This window comes from Streptomyces sp. NPDC051207 (assembly GCF_040682395.1).
GTDB lineage: Bacteria > Actinomycetota > Actinomycetes > Streptomycetales > Streptomycetaceae > Streptomyces.
Window position 1 is genome coordinate 1 of sequence record NZ_JBFBAX010000006.1, and the last position, 22,781, is coordinate 22,781.

General features: G+C 73.9%; 18 protein-coding genes. 7 read left to right on the forward strand and 11 right to left on the reverse strand.

Features of this window, described 5'->3' with window-relative positions:
- The 7 genes from AB0M97_RS08210 to AB0M97_RS08240 all read right to left on the reverse strand — a co-directional run.
- Window positions 1–869, reverse strand: an 869-nt coding sequence (locus AB0M97_RS08210) for an adenosylhomocysteinase (protein WP_365959929.1), incomplete at its 3' end; no start/stop codon positions are given.
- 370 nt (window positions 870–1,239) lie between these two features.
- The gene (locus tag AB0M97_RS08215; protein ID WP_365959930.1) at window positions 1,240–2,220 is read right to left on the reverse strand and encodes a cation diffusion facilitator family transporter; all 981 of its coding nucleotides are present in this window, start codon (window positions 2,218–2,220) and stop codon (window positions 1,240–1,242) included.
- A gap of 123 nt (window positions 2,221–2,343) precedes the next feature.
- Entirely contained in the window at window positions 2,344–3,495 is a 1,152-nt protein-coding gene (gene manA / locus AB0M97_RS08220) for a mannose-6-phosphate isomerase, class I (RefSeq protein WP_365959931.1), read from the reverse strand.
- A gap of 87 nt (window positions 3,496–3,582) precedes the next feature.
- A complete protein-coding gene (locus AB0M97_RS08225) occupies window positions 3,583–4,710 on the reverse strand; it encodes an SIS domain-containing protein (RefSeq protein ID WP_365959932.1) in 1,128 nt (375 codons plus the stop codon).
- Between the two features lie 31 nt (window positions 4,711–4,741).
- Window positions 4,742–4,912, reverse strand: coding sequence for a Trm112 family protein (locus tag AB0M97_RS08230; protein WP_007382472.1), 171 nt, complete (start codon window positions 4,910–4,912; stop codon window positions 4,742–4,744).
- A gap of 161 nt (window positions 4,913–5,073) precedes the next feature.
- Complete coding sequence (locus tag AB0M97_RS08235; protein ID WP_365959933.1) at window positions 5,074–6,438, reverse strand: phosphomannomutase/phosphoglucomutase; 1,365 nt, start codon at window positions 6,436–6,438, stop codon at window positions 5,074–5,076.
- A 126-nt stretch (window positions 6,439–6,564) separates the two neighbouring features.
- On the reverse strand, window positions 6,565–6,936 hold the full coding sequence (locus AB0M97_RS08240; RefSeq protein ID WP_279551061.1) for a DUF3499 domain-containing protein: 372 nt from the start codon (window positions 6,934–6,936) through the stop codon (window positions 6,565–6,567).
- 330 nt (window positions 6,937–7,266) lie between these two features.
- Here AB0M97_RS08240 and AB0M97_RS08245 point away from each other — a divergent pair, with 330 nt between their 5' ends.
- Entirely contained in the window at window positions 7,267–7,716 is a 450-nt protein-coding gene (locus tag AB0M97_RS08245) for a metallopeptidase family protein (protein ID WP_365960137.1), read from the forward strand.
- Between the two features lie 107 nt (window positions 7,717–7,823).
- Here AB0M97_RS08245 and AB0M97_RS08250 read toward each other — a convergent pair whose 3' ends face one another.
- The 3 genes from AB0M97_RS08250 to AB0M97_RS08260 all read right to left on the reverse strand — a co-directional run bounded on the left by AB0M97_RS08250 (window position 7,824) and on the right by AB0M97_RS08260 (window position 13,470).
- Window positions 7,824–9,329, reverse strand: coding sequence for a DUF5719 family protein (locus tag AB0M97_RS08250; protein ID WP_365959934.1), 1,506 nt, complete (start codon window positions 9,327–9,329; stop codon window positions 7,824–7,826).
- Window positions 9,326–13,012, reverse strand: coding sequence for a glycosyltransferase family 2 protein (locus AB0M97_RS08255; protein WP_365959935.1), 3,687 nt, complete (start codon window positions 13,010–13,012; stop codon window positions 9,326–9,328). Before AB0M97_RS08255 ends, AB0M97_RS08250 begins: the two co-directional genes overlap by 4 nt.
- Before the next feature lie 194 nt (window positions 13,013–13,206).
- Window positions 13,207–13,470, reverse strand: coding sequence for a WhiB family transcriptional regulator (locus tag AB0M97_RS08260; protein ID WP_010034659.1), 264 nt, complete (start codon window positions 13,468–13,470; stop codon window positions 13,207–13,209).
- Window positions 13,471–14,120: 650 nt separating this feature from the next.
- Here AB0M97_RS08260 and AB0M97_RS08265 point away from each other — a divergent pair.
- The 4 genes from AB0M97_RS08265 (at window position 14,121) to AB0M97_RS08280 (ending at window position 18,080) form a co-directional block, all read left to right on the forward strand.
- Window positions 14,121–14,633, forward strand: coding sequence for a cysteine dioxygenase family protein (locus AB0M97_RS08265; RefSeq protein ID WP_365959936.1), 513 nt, complete (start codon window positions 14,121–14,123; stop codon window positions 14,631–14,633).
- 89 nt (window positions 14,634–14,722) lie between these two features.
- On the forward strand, window positions 14,723–15,682 hold the full coding sequence (gene cofD, locus AB0M97_RS08270) for a 2-phospho-L-lactate transferase (protein ID WP_365959937.1): 960 nt from the start codon (window positions 14,723–14,725) through the stop codon (window positions 15,680–15,682).
- Window positions 15,679–16,989, forward strand: coding sequence for a coenzyme F420-0:L-glutamate ligase (locus tag AB0M97_RS08275; protein WP_365959938.1), 1,311 nt, complete (start codon window positions 15,679–15,681; stop codon window positions 16,987–16,989). Before cofD ends, AB0M97_RS08275 begins: the two co-directional genes overlap by 4 nt.
- Before the next feature lie 89 nt (window positions 16,990–17,078).
- Window positions 17,079–18,080 (forward strand): DNA-3-methyladenine glycosylase 2 family protein, encoded by a 1,002-nt coding sequence (locus AB0M97_RS08280; protein WP_365959939.1) that lies wholly within the window; start codon window positions 17,079–17,081, stop codon window positions 18,078–18,080.
- A gap of 849 nt (window positions 18,081–18,929) precedes the next feature.
- Here the strand turns inward: AB0M97_RS08280 and AB0M97_RS08285 are convergent.
- Window positions 18,930–20,276: a peptidoglycan recognition protein gene (locus AB0M97_RS08285; protein ID WP_365959940.1), complete on the reverse strand. Its 1,347-nt coding sequence runs from the start codon at window positions 20,274–20,276 to the stop codon at window positions 18,930–18,932.
- Between the two features lie 159 nt (window positions 20,277–20,435).
- Between AB0M97_RS08285 and AB0M97_RS08290 the strand changes: the two genes are divergently transcribed.
- Complete coding sequence (locus AB0M97_RS08290) at window positions 20,436–21,191, forward strand: TIGR03089 family protein (protein WP_365959941.1); 756 nt, start codon at window positions 20,436–20,438, stop codon at window positions 21,189–21,191.
- 231 nt (window positions 21,192–21,422) lie between these two features.
- Entirely contained in the window at window positions 21,423–22,619 is a 1,197-nt protein-coding gene (locus AB0M97_RS08295) for an LCP family protein (protein WP_365959942.1), read from the forward strand.
- Window positions 22,620–22,781: the final 162 nt, after the last annotated feature.

Consider the following 22,781-nt stretch of genomic DNA (forward strand, 5'->3'; position numbering starts at 1 on the left):
CGGGCGCCCTGACCGCGCAGCGACTCCGCGCAGCCCTTGCCCACGTCGCCGTAACCGCACACCACCGCGGTCTTGCCGCCGATCAGGGTGTCGGTCGCCCGGTTGATGCCGTCGATCAGCGAGTGCCGGCAGCCGTACTTGTTGTCGAACTTCGACTTCGTCACGGCGTCGTTCACGTTGATCGCCGGGAAGAGGAGAACGCCGTCGCGCTGCATCTCGTACAGGCGGTGGACACCGGTCGTGGTCTCCTCCGTCACGCCACGGATCTCGGAGGCCAGCTGGGTCCACTTCTGGGGGTTCTCGCCCAGGGTGCGGGTCAGCAGTTCGAGGATGACGCGGTGCTCGTCGGACTCGGCGGTGTCGGGCGAGGGGACCTTGCCGTCCTTCTCGTACTCGACGCCCTTGTGGACGAGGAGGGTGGCGTCGCCGCCGTCGTCCAGGATCATGTTCGGGCCGCCGGTGGGGCTGTCCGGCCAGGTCAGCGCCTGCTCGGTGCACCACCAGTACTCCTCCAGGGTCTCGCCCTTCCAGGCGAAGACCGGGACGCCCTGCGGGTTGTCCGGCGTGCCGTTCGGGCCGACGGCGACGGCGGCGGCCGCGTGGTCCTGGGTGGAGAAGATGTTGCAGGACGCCCAGCGGACGCGGGCGCCGAGGGCGACCAGCGTTTCGATGAGGACGGCGGTCTGCACCGTCATGTGCAGGGAGCCCGTGACGCGGGCGCCCTTGAGGGGCTGGGCCTCGGCGTACTCCTTGCGGATCGCCATCAGGCCCGGCATCTCGTGCTCGGCGAGGGTGATCTCCTTACGGCCGAACTCGGCCAGGGAAAGGTCGGCGACCTTGAAGTCCTGTCGGTTGTCGACAGTCGTCATTGCGAGCTGCTCCTCGGGTTGGGGCGAGGTGGGTACGGCTGATCTGCGCGGCGGCGGACACAGGGGTGCCCCGAAGAGGACACCAGGGATGCCCGCGTACGCGCAGCGCAGTCCGTCGGAGGCCCTCTCTCCCTCGGCCGGCCCGCAAGGGGGCCGCCCGACCGCCATCAGCAGCGACGTCTGGCTCACTCCCAAGCTACACCGGTCGGCCCGGGCTGCCCCAGCCCGCCTTCGAACACATCACGCCGTTCACGGATCGTGAACGGCGTGGGCGACAGACCGTCACAGGGGCCGGCCCTTCCGCCGCGGTGACGGCCGCAGGGGCCCGCCGAGCGGGTCGGCGGGCCCCTGCGGGGAGAGTCTCGGGGACTCAGTGGGCGGTGTCGTGCGGGGTGGGGCCGCCCGGGCTGGCCTCGCGGTCGGGGCCCTTGGCGGCCTCGGTCTCGCTGAAGATGTCGGGCTCGAGGTAGATCACGCGGGCGATCGGCACGGCTTCGCGGATGCGGGCCTCGGCGGCGTTGATGGCGGCGGCGATCTTGGCGGCCGTGTCGTCGTGGCCCACGGCGATCTTGGCGGCGACCAGCAGTTCCTCGGGGCCGAGGTGGAGCGTGCGCATGTGGATGATGTCGGTGACGGTGGTGCCGTCGACGACCGCGGCCTCGATCTTCCTGACCTCGTCCAGTCCGGCGGCCTCGCCGAGCAGCAGCGACTTGGTCTCGACGGCCAGCACGAGCGCGATCAGGATGAGCAGCACGCCGATGCACAGGGTGCCGATGCCGTCCCAGACGCCGTTGCCGGTGGCCAGGGCGAGGCTGACGCCGACGAGGGCGAGGATCAGGCCGACGAGCGCGCCGAGGTCCTCCAGCAGGACGACGGGCAGCTCGGGCGCCTTGGAGTGGCGGACGAACTCCTTCCAGGAGCGCTTGCCGCGCAGGGCGTTGGACTCCTGGATGGCGGTGCGGAAGGAGAACGTCTCGGCGATGATCGCGAAGACGAGGACGCCGACCGGCCAGTACCAGTTGTCCAGCTCGTGCGGGTGCTTGATCTTCTCGTAGCCCTCGTACAGGGCGAACATGCCGCCGACCGAGAAGAGCACGATGGAGACCAGGAACGCGTAGATGTAGCGCTCACGGCCGTAGCCGAAGGGGTGCTGCGGGGTGGCCTCGCGCTTGGCGCGCTTGCCGCCGACCAGCAGCAGGCCCTGGTTGCCGGAGTCGGCGAGCGAGTGCACGGACTCCGCGAGCATCGACGACGATCCGCTGAAGAGGAACGCCACGAACTTCGCTACCGCGATCGCGAGATTGGCGACGAGTGCCGCAACGATCGCCTTGGTGCCGCCTGACGCGCTCATGTGTTCGCGTTGTCCCTTCGCTTTCGTACGTTACGCAGTCCAGGCTTTTGCCCGTCCTTTGCCGGTGGGCCATTGTTGCAGCACGGCCCGGCGCCGGCGCGCCGGGCCGCCCACCGGTCCCGCTCAGACCACCACGGTGGCCCGGAAGACCGTACCGGCCCCGGACACTTCGGCCTTTTCGCCCGCCGGTACGAACACGGAGTGGCCCGGCGTCAGTTCGTGTTCCCCGGCCCGCACGGTACCCGCCGTGCACAGCAGGATCTGCGGGGCGGCGAGGGTGAGTTCGCGGGCAGCGCCGCCCTCCGGGAGGACGTAGCGGGACAGCCGGAACTCGTCGACCGGGGTCTCGTAGACCTCCTCGCCCTCCGGGGAGGCCTCGGGGCGCAGGACGCCGGGGTCGGCGGCCTCGAAGCGGACGACGCGCAGGAGTTCGGGGACGTCGACGTGCTTGGGGGTCAGGCCGCAGCGCAGGACGTTGTCGGAGTTGGCCATGATCTCGACGCCGAGTCCGCTGAGGTAGGCGTGCGGGATGCCGGCGCCGAGGAACAGGGCCTCGCCGGGCTGGAGCCGGACGTGGTTGAGGAGCATCGCGGCGATGACGCCGGGGTCGCCCGGGTAGTGGTGGGCGATGCCGGCGTAGGGGGCGTGGTCGCCGGCGAGGCGGTCGCAGGCCGCTGCGGCCTCAGCGACCGTGCCGGCCATCTCCTCGCGGTCGGCGCCGAGGATCGCGGTCAGCACCTCGCGCAGCGCGGCCTCCTCGGGGTGGGCGCGCAGCAGGTCGACGTACGGCTTGAGGGAGCCGACACCGAGGGCGTCGAGCAGGGCGGCGGCCTCGGCCGGGGCGCGGAAGCCGCACAGGCCGTCGAACTCGGTGAGGGCGCAGATCAGTTCGGGCTTGTGGTTGGCGTCCTTGTAGTTGCGGTGCGGGGCGGAGACGGGGACGCCGCGGCGCTCCTCGTCCTCGTAGCCTGCCCTCGCCTGCGTGAGGTCGGGGTGCACCTGGAGGGAGAGCGGGGCGCCGGCGGCGAGGATCTTCAGCAGGAACGGCAGGCGCGGGCCGAACTTCGCCACGGTCCCGGCGCCCAGTTCGCGTTCCGGGGCGGCCTCGATGACCTCGAGCAGGGTGCCGCGCGCGGTGCGCGACGGCGCGCCGGGGTGGGCGCCCATCCACATCTCGGCCTGCGGTTGGCCGGTCGGCTCGACGCCGAGCAGTGCGGGGATCGCGGTGGTGGATCCCCAGGCGTAGGGGCGGACGGTGTTGTCGAGGCGGTCCATGGGTTCTCTCTGCCGGTTCTCTGTGCGTGCGGGTGCGTACGGCGCCGGTTCACCGCGTGTACGGCGGCCGGGGCGTCGTGGGCAAGGTCAGACCCTCGAAGCGAGCGCCAGGTAAACGGCGGCGAAATCCGTGACGGCGATCAGTTCGGCGAGGGTCTCCAGCTCCCCGCCTTCCTCCGGTTCCAGCTCGCTGATCGGCGTGTCGTGGCTGAGGGCCAGGTCGCGGGCGGCCGGGGCGGCGGTGAGGCCGCCGATCGGGCGGTCGCGGAGCAGCACCACGCGTGCGTGCAGGGCGGGCGGCTCCTCGACGCGGTCGCGGAAGAAGTCGCCGGGGTCGGCGCTGGCGGCCAGGGGACCGGCGAGCAGGGCGCTGTGCGCGGCGAGCGCCTCGGGCAGTTCGGCGACGACCGCGGGTACGCCGGACAGTTCGGCGAGCGCGGAGGCGAAGCGGCGTCCGGCGGGGCCCGCCGAAGTGCCCTCGGTCCAGACCAGCGGGAGCGCGTCGGCGAGCTCGGCGGCGAGGGTCTTGGCGGGGTTGCTGTACGCGGCGATGGCGGGCCCGCAGCGCTCGGCGACGAGGTCGAGGCGGTCGGCGACCTTGTCGAGGGCGTCGCGCGGCGAGGCGAGCAGGCCGGTGCGGTCCAGCAGGGCGAGGAGTGGCGTGAGCAGGGCCCACAGGACGCCGGGCGCGGACGCGGCGAGGGGTTCTTCCTGGTCGTAGGGGGCGGTCGCCATCGGGACGAACAGGCCGTGCGAGCCGTTCACCGATTCGGCGAGCGGGGTGCCGGCCGGGGCGACGGCGACGACGGTGCAGCCGCGGCGGTAGGCCTGCTCGGCGAGCAGGCCCAGGCCGGGCTCGGTGCCGTCCGGGGTGGCGATCAGCAGCAGGTCGACGGAGCCGGCCCAGCCGGGCAGTTCCCAGCGCAGGGCGCCCGCGGCGGGTGCGACGCCGGTGGGCGCCAGGCGCGTGACGGGGCTTCCGGCGCCGGCGAGGGTGCCGAGCAGGTCGGCGGCCTGGGTCGCGGCGGCGCCTGGTCCCGCGATGAGGACGGCGCGGGGCCGGCCGTCGGGCTTGAGGTCGTTGATGCCTGCCTCGGCGGCGTGCCGGGCGGCGGTGCGGACCCGGGCGCCGGCCTCGGCGGCGCCGCGGAGCAGTCCGCGATGGTCGGCGTCGGCAAGCCCTTGCGGGCTGTCGAGCAGCGATTCGTCAAGCATGGGCGGCAGCCTCCGATCGCCGGGACATCGATTACGCGGGGCGGCGGGCCTCGTCGACGAGCAGGACGGGGATGCCGTCGCGGACGGGGTAGGCCAGGCCGCAGTCCTGGCCGGTGCAGATCAGCTCGGTGTCCTGCTCCTTGAGGGGGGCGTGGCAGGCGGGGCAGGCGAGGATCTCCAGGAGGCCGGCTTCGAGCGGCATGGGATGTCCCTTCGGGGCGGGTGGGTCTGCGGATGTGCTGGTCAGGGTACCGCCGGTCGGGCCGGGTGCGGGGTACGGCGAGTGGGGCCGCAGGGCCTTGGCCCGGGCGCGCGGCGAGCGGGGTCCGAAGGTCTTGGCCCGGGCGTCGTCGCCCCGGACCGTCAGCCTCTGATGATGGCCAGGGCCTCGTCGCGCACCTTGGTCATCATCGTCTCGTCTCTCGCTTCCACGTTCAGGCGCAGGAGCGGCTCGGTGTTGGACGGGCGGACGTTGAACCACCAGTCGGTGGCGGTGACGGTCAGGCCGTCCAGTTCGTCCAGGGTGATGTCCTCGCGGTCCGCGTACTCGGTTCTGATCGCGGCGAGCCGGGCCCGCTGGTCGTCGACGGCGGAGTTGATCTCGCCGGATCCGGCGTAGCGGTCGTACTGGGCGACGAGGCCGGACAGCGGGCCGTCCTGGCCGCCGAGGGCGGCGAGCACGTGGAGGGCGGCCAGCATGCCCGTGTCGGCGTTCCAGAAGTCGCGGAAGTAGTAGTGCGCGGAGTGCTCGCCGCCGAAGATCGCGCCGGTGCGGGCCATTTCGGCCTTGATGAAGGAGTGGCCCACGCGCGTGCGTACCGGCGTGCCGCCGTGCTCCCGGACGACCTCCGGGACCGACCAGGAGGTGATCAGGTTGTGGATGACCGTGCCCCTGCCGCCGTTGCGGGCCAGCTCGCGGGCGGCCACCAGCGCCGTGATCGCCGACGGGGGGACGGGCTCGCCGCGCTCGTCCACGACGAAGCAGCGGTCGGCGTCGCCGTCGAAGGCGAGGCCGAGGTCGGCGCCCTCCGCGCGGACGCGCTGTTGCAGGTCGACCAGGTTGGCCGGGTCGAGGGGGTTGGCCTCGTGGTTGGGGAAGGTGCCGTCCAGCTCGAAGTACATCGGCACGAGTTCGACGGGCAGGCCGCCGAGGACCGTCGGGACGGTGTGCCCGCCCATGCCGTTGCCCGCGTCGACCACGGCCTTCAGGGGGCGGATGGCGGTGAGGTCGACCAGGGAGCGCAGGTGGGCCGCGTAGTCGTCCAACGTGTCGCGCCGCGTGATCGTGCCCGGCTCGGCGGCCGGCTCCGGGGCGCCGGACTCGCTCCAGGCCTCGACCAGTTCGCGGATCTCGGCGAGGCCGGTGTCCTGGCCGACCGGCGCGGCCCCGGCGCGGCACATCTTGATGCCGTTGTACCGCGCCGGATTGTGCGAGGCGGTGAACATCGCGCCCGGCAGGCCCAGCACGCCCGAGGCGTAGTAGAGCTGGTCGGTCGAGCACAGGCCGATCTCGGTGACGTCGGCTCCCCGTGCCGCCGCGCCGCGCGCGAAGGCACGCGACAGACCCGGCGAGGAGGGGCGCATGTCGTGCCCCGTCACGATCGCTGTCGCGCCGGTGACCTGGGCGAACGCCGCGCCGAAGAGTTCGGCCAGGGGCTCGTCCCACTGGTCGGGGACGACACCGCGTACGTCGTACGCCTTCACGATCTGCGACAGATCAGCAGCCACGGCCAACCCTTCCGAAAGTCCCGTCGGTCACCACAAACTACCCGTACGGACTGACAATCCCGCGTGCGTACCCACAGGGGACGTCCGGAAGCGGTCCCGGGCCCGGTCGGCGCGGTGGAGCACGGGTCAGTTGTCGGGCGACCGCAGGACCCGCAGGTGACCGCGGCGGGCGACCTCCATCGGGTCGGCCGACCGTCCGCCGCCGGCCTCGGCGACCCGCTCCTGCGGGCGCGCGGCCTCCCGCACGGCGTTGGCCAGCGCTTCCAGGTCGTCTCCGCTGGGCCTGGCCGGGGCCGAACCGTCGAGGAGCCGGACGACCTCCCAGCCGCGCGGGGCGGTGAGGCGCTCGGAGTGCTCGGCGCACAGGTCGTAGCAGTGGGGTTCGGCGTAAGTGGCGAGCGGGCCGAGGACCGCGGTCGAGTCGGCGTAGACGTACGTCAGCGTCGCGACGGCAGGTCGGCCGCATGCGGTGCGCGAACAGCGACGTACAGGGCTCACGACGTTGGACGGTACCGCACTCTTGAGCGGGCCGCGACGACTCTCTGCCAGCTCACTTCACCGTGTCGTGGTGTGAAACGCCCCACACACCCCATCTGCCCAACCCCGTTGACCTGCACGGACATCGGCGTCCGTGACACCGTTCCGTCCGGACGCCGGTGACCAGTCGGCACAAACCCCGTCATTCGCCAAGAGTGCGGCGGTCCCGGAGGGACATGGATTCGAGCCAACCTTGGCCGGAACGTTCATCCTGGGTCGCTCCCTGCCGGGCGGCCGGATGACGCGCGGGTCCGGGCGCCCGGGCCCGGCGGGGACTACCCTTCACCAGTGATGGACAACCCCGTGACTCCCCGTGCCGCCGGCCGCGGGCCTCGCCGCCGTGATCGCCACGGCAGGGGCATGCGTGGCCCGATCGCACCGCCCCAGGTGCCCCTCGCCGCCAGCCGCGCCGAGGTGTTCGCCGATCTGGTGCAGGACTCCGTGGAGCGCCTGGAGCGGCGGTGGCCGCAGCTCGCCGACATCGATTTCCTCGTCATGGAGGTGCCGCGCCTCGACGGTCCCGGCCAGGTCTGGAACGACGAGGCGGTCCCGCTGGGCGGTACCGTCCCGGCGCGGGACGGCCGCCCCGCGCGCGTGGTGGTCTACCGGCGGCCCGTCGAGATCCGCACCAAGGGGCGCGACGAGCGGGCCGCGCTGGTGCACGAGGTGGTCGTCGAGCAGGTCGCCGACCTGCTGGGACTGACCCCGGAGACGGTGGACCCGCGCTACGGCGAGGACTGAGCCGGAACCGTCCCGCGCGGCGTGCCTGTGGCCGGCGCTGAAGCACCTGCGCTATGGCGAGGGCCGGGCCGGGGCCGTCCGCGCGGGGCCCCGTGACTGGCCCCTGGCTAGCGCTGGAGCACCGCCAGGTCCTCGTCCGCGTCCGGTACCGCCACCGTGCCCCGGTCGTCGGGGAGCGTCTGCACGGTGAAGCCCGGCACGTCCCCGCCCGCCGTGAGCAGGCGCGCCGCGTAGACCGCCGAGCCGCCCGGCTCCGGCTCGACCGTCAGGGCGTAGCTGCCCTTGGCGCCGCTCGGCACCGGCGCCTCGACGTTCTGCGTGGTGCCGGCCCTGATCGTGAACGTCTTCGTCGCCGCCGTACCGCCCTCGCTGCCCGCCGACGCCGTGACCTTGACCCTCACCGTCCCGCCGGGCGCGGTCAGCGACAGCGTGGTGCCCTTGGCGGTGTTGCCCACGGACGTCGCGCGCGTGCCCACCGGGCTCGTCGCCGGGACGAACGCCGTCTCCTCCTCGCCGGCCTTGCCGCGCACCACCCGCGCCGCCGCCACCACCGGTACGGAACGGTCCGTCGGCGTCAGCACCAGGGAGCCCGCCTCGCCGCGCGTGACGTCGCCCAGGTCGACGGCGGTCGTCATGCCCGCCTTCACGTGCACCGTCTCGTGTCCGGCCGGGGTGATCAGCCCGGACGGCGCGGCCAGCCGCACCTTCAGGTCGGCGTCCGTGTCACCGGGCGTGAACAGCACCAGCCGCACCGCTTTGGCGTCCTTCGGCAGGCCCGGCAGCACGAGACTGCCCGCCGGGTCCGTGGCCGCCGCCAGCCAGTCGCCGCCCAGCTTGTCGTCGAGGGCCTGCACGGCGGCGCCGACCCGGCCGCTGCGCACGCTCACGTGCACGGTGAGGTCGGTCTGCTCGGCGTCGGTCAGCGTGGACAGCAGGATCCGCTCGCTCGCGTGCGGCTTGACCGTGATGCCCTCCCCCACCTCGGACTTGAGCGCCCCGTCCTTCCCGTACAGCTCGATGTCCACGACGGCGGCAGAGTCGTCCGGGTTGGTCAAGTGCACGTAGTCGGTGCGGTCGGCCGCCGTGCCGGCGCCCGGGAACCAGAACTCGGTGTCCGGGGCGGTGCAGTTCACGCCATGCAGGCCGCGGCCCGTGCCGGCGGCGACCTCCGTGGTCTCCTGCACGGTCCAGCCGGGCGCGTACCGTCCCTCGGCCGTGCCGACCAGCGCGGGCGCGTCGCCCCCTGAGGTCTCCCCGGTCACCGGCCTGCCGGGCTCGGCGGGCTTCAGCACGGGCTTGCCGGGCCGCGCCACGCTCTCGTCCTTGCCGGTGCCGTCCTCGCCGTCCGGCTCCGGGACGGCCGGGCGCAGTTCCGCCCTGCCGCCGCTGCCGGCGCCCTTCGTGACGGGCGTGAAGGACGTGTACGACGTCTCGGCGAGGTCGGAGGTGCTCGGCGCCGGGCACAGCAGGCTCGTACGCTCCACGGGCAGGTGGGACGCCGCCCTGGTGGCGGTGTCCGTGCCGGACGCGTCGGGTGCGGTGAGCGCGGCGAATCCGGTGACGACGGCCAGCGCGGTCGCGCCGGCGATCAGGGACAGGGTCGTGCGGTTCACTGCTGGCTCCCGTCGGGACGCTCACTGCCGGTGCCGTGCGGCGGCTGCTGACCGGGGTCGTACGCCGGGTCGTAGCCCTGGTCGTAGCCCTGCTGGTACGGCCGCTCGTACGTGCCCTGCCGGGTCCCTTGCCGGGCCGGGTCGCCGTACCCGTACGGGTCGTACTGGCCGCCCTGGTAGGGGTCCTGGTGGCCCTGGCCGTACCCGGCGTACTGCTGGTCGCCCTGGTACTGGCCGGCCTGGTGGCCGCCGTAGCCGTCGTACCCGGTGCCCGGGTAGGTGCCGGCGTCCCACTCCCCGTAGGGCTGCTGCTGCGGTACCGGTGCCTGCTGCGGCGGGGGCGGCACGTCGCTTTCCCGGGGCGGGTCCTGGGTGCCGCGGGCAGCCTCCTCGGCCTCCGCCTGCGCGCGCAGCCTGCGGGCCCGGCGGCCCTCGCCCTCGACGGGCTGTGCGGGGACGGCCGGTTCGTCGGGCAGGTCGTCGTCGATGTCCCGGCGGCGCCCCGGCAGGGCGAGGACGACGAGGACGACGGCGAGGGCACCCTGCGTCCACAGCCACGCGGTGTGGCCGAACGAGTCGTCGTAGGTGACGTCCAGTCTGCCGCCGGAGGCGGGCATCTCGAAGCCCTGGGCCCAGCCGTCGACGGTGGTGGGGGTGAGCGGCCTGCCGTCCAGGGTGGCCGTCCAGCCCTCGGCGGCGGTGTCGGCGAGACGCAGGACGCGGCCCTGGGAACCGGCCGGGATCGTGGTGTGGATCTCGACGGGGCCCGCGGCCACCGGCTGCGGCTCGGCCGAACGGGAGCCCGGCGCGGGGACGATCGCCGCGCGGGAGACCTGCCGGTCGACGCGCCACAGGGCGCCGCCGTCCTGCTGGCTCAGCCGGCTCAGGCCGGGCGTGGCGTCCAGGATGCGGCTGACCTGGCGGGGGGCGCCCGGGTGGACGAGGACGTAGCGCACGGCGAAGCCGCCGAGCTGGTCGGCCTGGTCGGCGCCGGAACCGGCGACGAGGTTGGCGACGACCTTGTCGAGCCTGCTGTTCTCGCCGTCGGCCGCGGCGATCTCGGCGTCGCCGAGGCGGGCACCGGAGCCGCGCACCAGCACGTACCCGACGTGGCCGCCGGAGTCGCTGTCGAGGACGAGGGTGCGGGCCTGGTCGCGCGTGCCGCTCTCCTCGGCGACGAACGCGGGCACCTGCACCGGGTCGCGCCGCTGCAGCGGCCCGTCGGCGCCGCGGATCATCCAGCCGGCGGCGGCGAGCAGCGGGCCCGCGGCGCAGGCGAACGCGATCAGCGCGGCCACCGGCTGGCGCCAGCCGAAGCTCTGCTCGGCGACACGCGAGCGTGCCCCGTCGGCGCCGAGGGCGGCGGCGGACAGCAGGGCGATGCCGTAGACCAGAGTGGCGGGACCGGCCCAGGCGGAGCGGTTCGACAGGGCCGCGAAGACGAAGCCGGTCAGGGCGACGGCCCAGGCGGTCCGGATGCCCAGCTGCCGCTCGGAGCGCAGCAGGGCGGCCAGCGCGGCGAGCACGATGCCGATGAGCAGCGGTCCGCCGATCGTGCCGGGGCCGCCCGGGCTCATGCCGAGCAGGTCGACCGCGGAGGCGGCCGAGGCGCCGTACTCCAGGCCGGCCTCCCGGAAGAAGCCGGTCGGCAGCAGCGACAGCGACCACGGGGCGAGCACCAGCAGCGGTGTGCCGAGCTGGGCGACGAAGCGCAGCGCGTAAGCCGTGATGTCGGTCCGGCGCAGGGCGAGCAGGCCGATGCCGAGGAGCAGCGCGACGGGCCACACGATCGGCGTGAACGCGGTGGTGATCGTCAGCAGCAGGGCGTACGCCCAGGTGGCGCGCCAGCTGCCGCGGGCGCCCGAGGCGTGTGCGAGGCCGCCTGCCGCGATGCCCGCGCGGGCGAGGAGCGGCAGCAGGACGGCGAGGACGGCGGTGCCGATGCGGCCCCCGGCGAGCGCGCCGGTCGCGGCGGGCAGGAAGGCGTAGGCGACGGCCGCCCACGCGCGCAGCAGCCGGGACTCGACGAGCGGGCGGGAGGCGAAGTAGGCGGTGAGGCCGGCCAGCGGCACGGAGGCGACCAGCAGGGCGGTGACGGCGAGCCCGGTGGAGCCGAACAGCAGGGACGCCAGCATCGCCACGACGGCGAGGTAGGGCGGTGCGGAGGTGGTGCCGCCCGCGCCGACGGCGTGCCAGGAGTCCACGTAGCGGGACCACAGCTCGCCCGCTTCGGCCGGGGCGGGCAGCAGCGCGCCGCCCGCGAGCGCGCCGCCGCCGAGGAGTTGCCGGCAGGCGACGAGCGAGATGAACAGCAGTGCCAGGAAGAGCACTGGGCCGGGCTTGCGGGCGATGCGCTTGAGGCGGGCGAACTGCTCGACCTGGAGGAAGTCGGCGTCGTCACCGCCGGGCCCGGACTCGGTGGCGCCGCCGTGCCGTCCGGCGCCGGTGGTGGCCTCGGGGTCGGAGCGGCCGACGAGGTTGCCCGCGACCTGCTCGACGGTGACGCGGACGGTCGCGCCGGGCGGCGGGAACAGGGCGCGCATCTCGGCCCGGTCGACCTGGGGGCGGCCGCGGTCGCGCCGGGCGGCGATGATCCGCTCGGGCCGCAGCAGGGTGCCCATGAGGCCGCGGATCTCGTCGAGTGCCTGCCCGGGGACCTTGCCGACGAGGTAGGCGAGGGTCCTCAGGAAGGTGCCGAGCACCAGGCGCAGCAGCACCCAGGGCAGCGCGGCCGTGGGGGTGTTGACGAGGAGGGTGTAGGCGGCGCCGGCCTTGTCGACCTTGTGCGGGGAGGCGGCGGTGCGGCCGACGCAGTCGACGGCGCGGCGCTCGCGGGAGGCGGCCTCGGCGTGCCGGACGACCGCTTCGGGTGCGACGAGGACGCGGTGGCCCGCGGCGTGGGCGCGCCAGCACAGGTCGACGTCGTCCCGCATGAGGGGCAGGCGCCGGTCGAAGCCGCCGAGCCGGTCGAAGACGTCGCGGCGGACGAGCATGCCTGCGGTGGACACCGACAGCACGGGCCGGACGTGGTCGTGCTGGCCCTGGTCCTGTTCGCGGCGGTCCAGGCCGGTCCAGCGGCGGCCGGAGTTGGCGATGGTGACGCCGACTTCGAGGAGCTGCCTGCGGTCGTACCAGCCGCGGAGCTTGGGGCCGACGACGGCGACGTCGGTGCGGCCGAGCTCGTACTCGTTCTCCACGACGCGCAGCAGGTGGGCCAGGGCGTCCGGTTCGGGGGCGCAGTCGTCGTGCAGGAGCCAGAGCCACTGGACGGGCTCGCCGTGGGGGAGGTCCGGCATGTCGTAGGCGTCGTCGCGCCACGTGCGCGTGACGGGGTCCCAGCCACTGGGGCGGCGCAGGTACGGCAACTCGTCCGGGGTGAGGTGGGGCGCGGTGCGGTGGGCCTCCTCGACGGCCTGGCCGAAGCCGGTGCGGCGGGCGAGGTGCAGGACGCGGTCGGGGCCGAGGGCGTCGGTGAGGAGCTGCGCGGAGTCGTCCGCGCTGCCGGTGTCGGCCGCCATGGCGTACTGCACGGGGCGCTCCTGGCCGAGCAGCGCGGAGAGCGCGTCGGGCAGCCAGCGGGCGCCGTCGTGGGAGACGAGGACCGCGGTCACCACATGACGCGGAAACTCAGGGGCGGCAGCAGCGGTGTCTTGCCGGGCTGCCGGGTGGCTGTGCACGGACATCGAGGTACGGGCCCCGGTTCGGTGGACTGCGGTGGACGCCTGTGCCCCGAGGGGGCGACGGGGCGTCTCGGACGAGCGACCACACTATCGGCTGGGCAGCAGGGCGGCCCGCCGCCTGTGGATAACCCACCCGCGACGGGCCGTTCGCCATGATTGTCCGTAAGTGTCCGCGACCGCCGGGCGCGTGGCGCCGTTCAGACGGCGGCCTTCTTGAGCCGGCGGCGTTCGCGCTCGGACAGCCCGCCCCAGATGCCGAAGCGCTCGTCGTTCGCGAGGGCGTACTCGAGGCACTCGGAGCGGACCTCGCAGGCGAGGCAGACCTTTTTTGCCTCTCTGGTGGAGCCGCCCTTCTCGGGGAAGAAGGACTCGGGGTCGGTCTGGGCGCACAGTGCGCGCTCCTGCCAGCCGAGTTCCTCGTCCGCGTCGTCGACCAGCAGTTGCTGCACCGTCTCGGTCATGTGCGCCCCTCGTCCGTCTTTCGCGTCCCCGTGATCCGGTCGTTACCGATTCCGGCTGAACGACACGAGTGAAATTACAAGTGTGCTGATCCGGGCGAGTCAAGCCGAGATCTGCTATTGGACCCCTTATTCACTCTGCGGAACCAAGGCCATGCGGAAAGTGTTCAAATCGGCATAAACCTTGACACGCAGACGAGACCCCGGAAGGGCGCCCCCTCCGCACAGACCTCTACGGAGAATGACGCCCAGTTGTTCGATCTCGTTCCGACGACGGCGGCGAAGCGAACCGGACCACCTGCGGATCACGGGATCACCACGGCGCACGCGCGCCCGGATGGACGCCATGTGTCCCGGCAGACGCCTGAACAAACCTTTCCCCACGCACCTGAACCGAATTGGGTGAACCCGGTCCCACATAGCGGCGCCGAGTTGACAGTGAAGGTGTGAGCCGCTGTCCTTGTGGGCATGCTCGCGAACTTGGCACTCACCTCGACCCGCACCGCCGGGTCCCTCGGTGCTGCCCGCGCTCGCTGTTGCTGTCCCGGCTGTTGAGCCTCACGCGCTCCGGCTGACGCCCAGTCCACGCGACTCGGCGCTGTTCCTCCCTCCCCGCCTTTCTCCGCCCCTCTCCGCCGAGGACCACCGCATCCATGAACAGCGACAGCGACCTCCAGATCGCCGGCGACATCCTCGAAGTCCCGCACCTGCTGCAGCCCCCGCGCGAGCACCCGGCCACCGTCGCCGAGTTCGCCGGCCTGGCGCGCTCCCTCGCCGCCGACCGCTCCCAGTGGGAGCACCTTGTGCGGTACGACGCGACCACACGCTGGTACCACCGGCTGCGCACCGGCCCCGGCTACGAGGTGTGGCTGCTGTCCTGGCTGCCCGGGCAGGACAGCGGACTGCACGACCACGGCCCCTCGTCCGGCGTGCTGACCGTCCTCGGCGGCACCCTGACCGAGCGCACCGCGCACGGCACGCGCGCGTGGGGCCCGGGAGCCCAGCGCGTGTTCGCACCGGGATATGTGCACGAGGTGGTCAACGACACGTGGGAGCCCGCGGTCAGCCTGCACGTGTACCACCCGGGCCTGACGGAGATGACGATGCACGCGGCCCACTGCACGGCCGCCGCACCGCACGAGCCGGCGGACGCCGTGACCGCGTGACGCGTCGCCGTACCCGCCCGCCGCAGGGCCCGGCCCGTGGTTGTCCACACCCCGCAACGCGCCGCCCGGGCGGCTGACACACTGTTTCCATGCGCATTGTGGTTCTGGCAGGCGGCATCGGCGGTGCCCGGTTCCTGCGCGGTCTGAAGCGGGCCGTGCCGGACGCCGACATCACGGTCATCGGCAACACCGGCGACGACATCCACCTCTTCGGGCTGAAGGTCTGCCCGGACCTCGACACGGTGATGTACACGCTCGGCGGCGGCATCAACGAGGAGCAGGGCTGGGGCCGTGCCGAGGAGACCTTCCACCTCAAGGAGGAACTCGCGGCGTACGGCGTCGGACCCGAGTGGTTCGGGCTGGGCGACCGGGACTTCGCCACGCACATCGTGCGGACCCAGATGCTGAGCGCCGGGTTCCCGCTGAGCGCCGTCACCGAGGCCCTGTGCGACCGCTGGCAGCCGGGCGTCCGGCTCATCCCGATGTCCGACGACCGGGTCGAGACGCATGTCGCGGTCGAACTGGACGGCGAGCGCAAGGCGATCCACTTCCAGGAGTACTGGGTGCGGCTGCGGGCCTCGGTGCCCGCCGAGGCGGTCGTCCCCGTCGGCGCCGAGCAGGCCAAGCCCGCACCCGGCGTGCTCCAGGCCATCTCCGATGCGGACGTGATCCTCTTCCCGCCCTCCAACCCCGTCGTCTCCGTCGGCACGATCCTCGCCGTGCCCGGCATCCGCGAGGCCATCGCCGACGCCGGGGTGCCGGTCGTCGGCCTGTCCCCGATCGTCGGGGACGCGCCCGTGCGCGGCATGGCCGACAAGGTGCTCGCGGCGGTCGGCGTGGAGGCGACGGCCGCGGCGGTCGCCGAGCACTACGGCTCGGGCCTGCTCGACGGCTGGCTCGTCGACTCGGTCGACGCGGGCGTGGTCGAGCGCGTGGAGGCGGCCGGGATCCGCTGCCGGGCGGTGCCGCTGATGATGACCGACGTCGACGCGACGGCGCGGATGGCCCGCGAGGCACTCGCGCTCGCGGAGGAGGTACGGACGACGTGAGCGCAACCCCCGCGGACGGCTACCGGGTCTGGGCCGTGCCCCGGCTCCCCGAGGTCACGGCGGGCGACGACCTGGCCAAGCTGATCGCCGCCGCCGAGCCCGGCCTCGCCGACGGCGACGTCCTGCTCGTCACCTCGAAGATCGTGTCCAAGGCGGAGGGCCGGACCGTCCGCGCCGCGGACCGCGAGGCCGCGATCGACGCCGAGACGGTACGGGTGGTCGCCCGGCGCGGCGCGCTGCGCATCGTGGAGAACCGGCAGGGCCTGGTCATGGCCGCCGCCGGGGTCGACGCCTCCAACACCCCGTCCGGCACGATTTTGCTGCTGCCCGAGGACCCCGACGCCTCCGCGCGCGCCATCCGGGCGGGACTGCGGGACGCCCTCGGTGTCGACGTCGGCGTGATCGTCACCGACACCTCCGGCCGGCCCTGGCGCGCAGGGCTCACCGACGTGGCGATCGGCGCGGCCGGCATGCGCGTCCTCGACGACCTGCGCGGCGGCACGGACGCGTACGGCAACCCGCTGACCGCCACCGTCGTCGCCACGGCCGACGAACTCGCCGCCGCGGGCGACCTCGTGAAGGGCAAGGCCGCCGGTCTGCCCGTCGCCGTCGTACGGGGCCTGCCGCACGTGATCGCACAGGCCGACGGCGACGGGGCGCGGGCCCTGCTGCGCGGCGCGCGGGACGACATGTTCCGCCTCGGCACGTCCGAGGCCGTACGGCAGGCGGTGACCCAGCGGCGTACGGTCCGGTCGTTCATGGACGAGCCCGTGGACCCGGGCGCGGTGCGCCGGGCGGTGGCCGCTGCCGTGACGGCACCCGCCCCGCACCACACGACGCCGTGGCGTTTCGTCCTCCTGGAGTCGCGGGCCTCCCGCACCCGGCTGCTGGACGCGATGCGGGACGCCTGGATCGCGGATTTGCGGCGGGACGGGCGGAGCGAGGAGTCCATCGCCAGGCTGGTGCGCCGCGGCGACGTCCTGCGCAACGCGCCGTACCTCGTCGTGCCGTGCCTGGTCATGGACGGCTCGCACACGTACGGCGACCCGCGCCGGGACGGCGCCGAGCGGGAGATGTTCGTCGTCGCCGCGGGGGCGGCTGTGCAGAACTTCCTCGTCGCGCTCGCCGGGGAGCGGCTCGGTTCGGCCTGGGTGTCGTCCACGATGTTCTGCCGGGACGTGGTGCGCCGCGTGCTGGACCTGCCGGACGACTGGGACCCGATGGGGGCGGTGGCCGTGGGGCGCCCCGCGCAGGAACCGGGGCCGCGCCCGGAGCGGGATGCCGGCGCCTTCATAGAGGTGCGCTGAGCGTGCGCTGAGAATCCGCGTGGGCGGCACGAGCGGCGCCTTGTCACCCCTACTCTCGTAAGACACCTCCGTATCCCTGGGACCCCACCGTGGCAGGACGTTTCGCACCCCGGTCCACGCGTACGACCGTGCGCGGTGGCCATGTGGGCGTGCCCGGGGGCGTGCCGCGGCAGGCGGCGGCGCCGGCGCGGGTGCGCACGTGGACGCCGCAGGGGCCGCTCGACCTGGGGCTGGTCCTCGGTCCGCTGCGGCGCGGGCCGGGCGATCCGACGTTCTGCGCGATGCCCGACGGCTCGGTGTGGCGGGCCAGCCGGACACCGGCCGGGCCGGGGACGCTACGGGTCACCCGGTACGGCGACGAGATCCGCGGGGAGGCCTGGGGGCTGGGAGCGGAGTGGCTGCTGGACGGGCTTCCCGACCTGCTCGGCGCGGCGGACGACCCGTCGCTGTTCACGCCGCGGCACAAGCTGCTGGCGCTGACGCGGCATCGCCGGCCCGGGCTGCGGCTGACGCGGACCGGGCTGGTGCTGGAGTCGCTGATCCCGTCGGTTCTGGAGCAGAAGGTCACGACGGTCGAGGCATACCGGGCGTGGCGGCTGCTGGTGCGCAAGTTCGGGGAGCCGGCGCCGGGGCCTGCGCCGGGGCGGATGTACGTCATGCCGGAGCCGCGGACGTGGGCGCTGATCCCGTCGTGGGAGTGGCACCGGGCCGGGGTCGACAACAAGCGGGCGTCGACCATCCTGCGGGCGGTGCGGGTCGCCGCGCGGATGGAGGAGGCGACGCGGATGGAGCCGGCGGCGGCGCAGGCGCGGCTGGAGGTCGTGCCGGGGGTCGGGCCGTGGACGTCGGCGGAGACGGTGCAGCGCAGTCATGGGGCGCCGGATGCGGTGACCGTGGGGGATCTGCATCTGCCGGGGATCGTGGGGTGGGCGCTCGCGGGGGATCGGGGGGCCGACGATGCGGTGATGCTGGAGCTGCTGGCTCCGTATGCGGGGCAGCGGCATCGGGCGGCGCGGTTGATTTTGCTGAGCGGGAGGGTGCCGGGGCGGCGGGGGCCGCGGATGCCGGTGGGGGATATTGCGGGGTTGTGAGGGTTCCGGGTGGGTTTGCCGGCGGGGTGACGGTGAGCGGCGTTGCCCTGAGCGTCATGGCGTTGCGCGGCCCGGCGTGAGGGTGTGCCGGCGGGGTGGTGGTGACCGGTGTTGGCGAGGTGCCCGGCGTTGCGGTGACCGCCGGGGGTTGCGCGGCCGGCGTGAGTCGGGTTGCCGCCCGCGCCCGCCCTCCCTCGAACTGCCGACTTCCCTGTGGCGGGACGGGGGTGGTGCGGGTGCGGGTGGGGTGCCTGCGGCGGCCTGTGCGGGTTCGGTGGGGGTGCGGGTGGCGCGGTTCGCTCGGTGGGTGGGGCGGGGCCGCGCCGGGGGGTGTCCGTCCTCGGAACGGCGCGGAATCGGTGGGCCGTGAAGTGACCGGCGCGGACGCGCCAACCGCTGCGGGCGGACACCCCCCGACACGGCCCCTCCTCGCCATCGGCGACTGCGGCCCGGTGGCCCCCTCCGCTCCGCCCATACGCCCTTCCGGGCGTGGGCTACTGCGGCCCGGTGGCTCCTTCTGCCCATACGTTCTTCCGGGCGTGGGCGGCTGCGGCCCGGTGGTTCCGTACACGCGGGAGGGTGCCGTGCCGCGCATCCGCGCGGGCGGCGGCACCGGGTGGTGGTGCGGCGGTCGGACGTCTCCCGCCCGCGCGCCTCGCGCGGGACGGCGGGCGACGGCCGAATCCCGTTCAGTGGGCGCGCCTCGCGTGGGAGGGGGGCGACGGGCAGCTGGGCCCGCCACTCCGCGGGCAGTCGTGCCGCTGGAGCGATGGGGTCCCCCCCCCGGCTGAAGCGGGCCCCCGCACGCCGCGCCCACGCCCACCCCGCACAAGCCCGCCGCAGGCGCCCTCACCGTCCCTGGTAGCGCGCCGCCGTCGAGCGGGCCGTGTCCAGCTTGCCGTAGAGCTTTCGGCCCGGGCATTCCGTGAGGAAGCCGTCGCGGTGGCCGGAGATGACGTTGAGGCGGACCTCTCTGCCCCTCGGGTGGAGGTTGCTGCCGCCGGACTTCAGGTAGGTCTTGCCGCGCGGATTCATGCCGTACAGCCCGAGCTTCCACGCGGTGAGCTGCGAGATGGCCCGCACCGCGGAGGACGGCGGCTTCGACGAGCCGTAGGAGCCCAGGACGGCGATGCCCATGCTGTGGGAGTTGAAGCCGAGGGTGTGGGCGCCCAGGACCGGTCTCGCCACGCCCCCTGCGCGTCCCTCGAAGATCTTCCCGCACTTGTCGATGAGGAAGTTGTAGCCGACGTCCCGCCAGCCCATGCTCTTGACGTGGTAGCGGTAGATGCTGCGGATGAGGGAAGGGGCCTGCCAGCAGCGGTAGTTGTTGCCGGAGGCGGTGTGGTGCACGAAGGCGGCCTTGACCTTCTTCGTGTAGACGAACTTCCGCTCGCGCAGCCGCTCGTCCGCGCCCCAGCCGCGCCGCGTGACGATGGCGGGGCGCGGGCCGATGTACGGCTTCACCCGCTGTCCTTCGGTCGGCCCCAGCAGGTCCCGTTCGGTCGACCGGAGCAGTTCCCGCTCGGTCTCCCGCCGGCTCAGGGCCGGGATCTCGGTGGCGCCGTGCGGTGCGAGGCCGGCGTTGGCGGCGGCGGCCGCGTCCGCCCCGGCGTCGAGTGCGCCACCGGCGCGCGAGCCGTCCGCGGGCGCGCCCGTCGGCGGGTCGCCCGCGCCGGGGTCGACGAGTTCGAGCCGCAGCCCCATGTCGCCCAGGCCGCGGGCGCCGTCGGCCTCGGCCCGCACCCGCGCCTCCACCGCGTCCGACTCCCCCACCCACAGCGGCGCCGTGGCCCCGCGCACCCGCCCGGAGGCGTACTCGGCGGTGCCCGGGTCGGGGGCATGGTCGGTGTTGTGCGTCTGGAGGTCCTGCCAGCCGGACCAGGTGCCGGTGCCGGCGGCACGGGTGCGGACCTGGACCCGGCCGTGCAGTTCGGCCCGCGGGTCGTCCCAGACGACGCCGACGAGCGAGAAGTGCCGTACGGCGCGGCGGGGCAGGCCCTGTTCGGCGGCGCCGGCGGTGCGGTCGCGGATGAGGGGTTGGAGGGGCAGCGACTGGGTGCTGCCGGGGACGTTGCGCCCGGCCGCCTGCGCGGTCGGCGCCGGTCTGGCGGTCGCTGCGGAGGCGGGCGGGATGAGCGGAAGCGCGAGAGCCGCCGCGCACGTGACACCGATCGAGGAAGCAAGGAATCCACGCATGCTCCTGATCCTGGACATACTTAGACTTATCTGTCCATCCGGAACTTGACGGACTGTCGGCTCGTCCGCCCCCGGATTCCCCCGAACCGGTGGCGCACCGAGTGCGGTCCGCCGCCCGCCGCGCCCCGCGCACCCCGCCGCCCGCGTACGCTTGCCCGGGTGAACGCCACCGACCGCACCCCCGCCGACCTGCTGGCTTCCGCATTCGCCGCGGACCCGGGACGCCCCCTGGTGACCTTCTACGACGACGCCACGGGCGAGCGCGTGGAATTGTCCGTGGCCACCTTCGCCAATTGGGTGGCCAAGACCGCCAACCTCCTCCAGGACGAACTCTCCGCCGAACCGGGTGACCGGGTCGCGCTGCTGCTGCCCGCGCACTGGCAGACGGCGGTGTGGCTGCTGGCGTGCTCGTCGGTCGGCGTGCTCGCGGACGTCGGCGGACAGCCGGCCGCGGCCGACCTCGTGGTGAGCGGCCCGGACACGCTGGAGGCGGCGCGGGCCTGCTCGGGTGCGCGGATCGCGCTCGCGCTGCGCCCGCTCGGGGGCCGCTTCCCGCAGCCGCCGGAGGGCTTCGCCGACTACGCGGTGGAGGTGCCGGGGCAGGGCGACCGCTTCGTGCCGTACGCGCCGGTCGATCCGGAGGAGCCCGCGCTGATCGTGGCGGGACGGGAGTTCAGCGGCGCGGAGGTCGTGGAACGGGCGCGGGCGGAGGCGACGGCGCTCGGGCTGACGGGGCCGGGTTCGCGCATCCTGTCCGGGCTGCCGTACGACACGTGGGAGGGCCTGAACGCCGGGCTGTACGCGCCGCTGGCCACCGGCGGCTCCGTCGTGCTGTGCCGGAACCTGGAGCGGCTGGGCGCGGACGCCCTCGACAAGCGGATCGAGAGCGAACGGGTCACGACGGTCGCCCGCTGACCCGACGCGCCGCGACGACGGCCCGCCGACCCCAGCCCCCACGACGACCCCACGCGCCACGACGACCGTCCGTGCCACGACGACCGCCCGCCGGCCCCGGCCCACCACCGCAGCGCCACATCCCCCGGCTCACCCGTCCAGCCCACCCCGACCCACCCCGCACCCCCCATCCGCGTCATCGTCGTAGCAGCACGCACCGCACGCCCGTACGCCGTGAGGGGTGGACCAGACGTGACCGACACCGCGGGCCCGCCCCCCGGGCGGCGGGCCACCGGAGGAGCACCGGGGGCGTCGGCGAGCGGGAGGGGGCTGACGCGGCTGCGCCGCAGGCGGTGGCTGTGGCGCGGCGGGCTCGGCGTCGCCGTGCTGCTCGCCGCCGCGGGCGGGGCCGGCTGGGTGGTCTACACGAAGCTGGACGGCAACATCACGGCGGACGAGGCGGCCGCGGCGGAGCTCGCCCGGTACGAGCAGGACCGGCCGACCGCGCTCGTGAAGGACGCGCGGAACATCCTGCTGATCGGGTCGGACTCGCGCTCCGGGGACGGCAACGCCCGCTACGGGCGGGACTCCGGGACGGCGCGGTCGGACACCGCGATCCTGCTGCACCTGGCGGCGGGCCGGCGCAGCGCGACCGCCGTCTCCCTGCCCCGCGACCTGATGGTGGACGTGCCGGGCTGTCTGCGCCGGGACGGATCGCGCACCGGGCCGGCGTTCGCGATGTTCGCCTACGCCTTCCAGGCGGGCGGGTCGGCCTGCACGATCCGTACCGTGGAGCGGCTGACGGGGATTCGCGTCGACCACCACGTGGTCGTCGACTTCCACGGCTTCAAGGAGATGGTGGACGCGGTGGACGGCGTCGAGGTCTGCCTCAGGAGGCCCGTCACCGACAAGGCCGCCCGGCTGCGGCTGCCCGCGGGCCGCGTGACGCTGAACGGGGAGCAGGCGCTCGGGTACGTCCGGGCCCGCAAGTCGCTCGGCGACGGCAGCGACACCGACCGGATGGAGCGGCAGCAGCGTTTCCTCGGGGCGCTCGTCAACAAGGTGCGGGGCAATGACGTCCTGCTCAATCCGGTGAAGCTGTATCCCGTCCTTGACGCGGCGACGTCGTCGCTGACGACCGACCCGCAGCCGGCAAATCTGCGTGGTTTGTACGCTCTTGTCCGAGGGCTGCGCGCCATCCCCGTCGAACGGGTGCAATTCCTTACCGTCCCGAGGGAGTCGTACGTCTACGACACCAACCGCGACCAGCTCGTGGAGCCCGCGGCGGAGCGGCTGTTCCAGCGGTTGCGCAGGGACGCGCCGCTGGCGGTGTCCCGGGAGGCCGCCCGGGACACCGCCGCGAAGGGCGACGACTCACCGGCCGACCCGCCGGTGTCCCCGGCGCCGACGTTCCGCGGGAACACGGCCGCCGAGGACGTGTGCGAGTGAAGCACGTACCAATCCGCGGACCCGCGTTTCAGAGAAATGCGCCGGATTGCCCGGTTGTAGGCGAGTGGAATGTGTCACCGGCGTCGCTCGACGCTGAGCTGGCCGGATAGTGTGAGCGATCCGGTGCACCCGGCCATGAGGTCTGTCCTTCGGTCGTGCACT

Coding starts and splice junctions, on each gene's coding strand:
- AB0M97_RS08225 (WP_365959932.1), bottom strand. CDS start 4,710: ATGCTTGACGAATCGCTGCTCGACAGCCCGCAAGGGCTTGCCGACGCC.
- AB0M97_RS08285 (WP_365959940.1), bottom strand. CDS start 20,276: ATGCGTGGATTCCTTGCTTCCTCGATCGGTGTCACGTGCGCGGCGGCT.
- AB0M97_RS08215 (WP_365959930.1), bottom strand. CDS start 2,220: ATGAGCGCGTCAGGCGGCACCAAGGCGATCGTTGCGGCACTCGTCGCC.
- AB0M97_RS08255 (WP_365959935.1), bottom strand. CDS start 13,012: ATGTCCGTGCACAGCCACCCGGCAGCCCGGCAAGACACCGCTGCTGCC.
- AB0M97_RS08265 (WP_365959936.1), top strand. CDS start 14,121: ATGAACAGCGACAGCGACCTCCAGATCGCCGGCGACATCCTCGAAGTC.
- AB0M97_RS08260 (WP_010034659.1), bottom strand. CDS start 13,470: ATGACCGAGACGGTGCAGCAACTGCTGGTCGACGACGCGGACGAGGAA.
- cofD (WP_365959937.1), top strand. CDS start 14,723: ATGCGCATTGTGGTTCTGGCAGGCGGCATCGGCGGTGCCCGGTTCCTG.
- manA (WP_365959931.1), bottom strand. CDS start 3,495: ATGGACCGCCTCGACAACACCGTCCGCCCCTACGCCTGGGGATCCACC.
- AB0M97_RS08245 (WP_365960137.1), top strand. CDS start 7,267: ATGGACAACCCCGTGACTCCCCGTGCCGCCGGCCGCGGGCCTCGCCGC.
- AB0M97_RS08230 (WP_007382472.1), bottom strand. CDS start 4,912: ATGCCGCTCGAAGCCGGCCTCCTGGAGATCCTCGCCTGCCCCGCCTGC.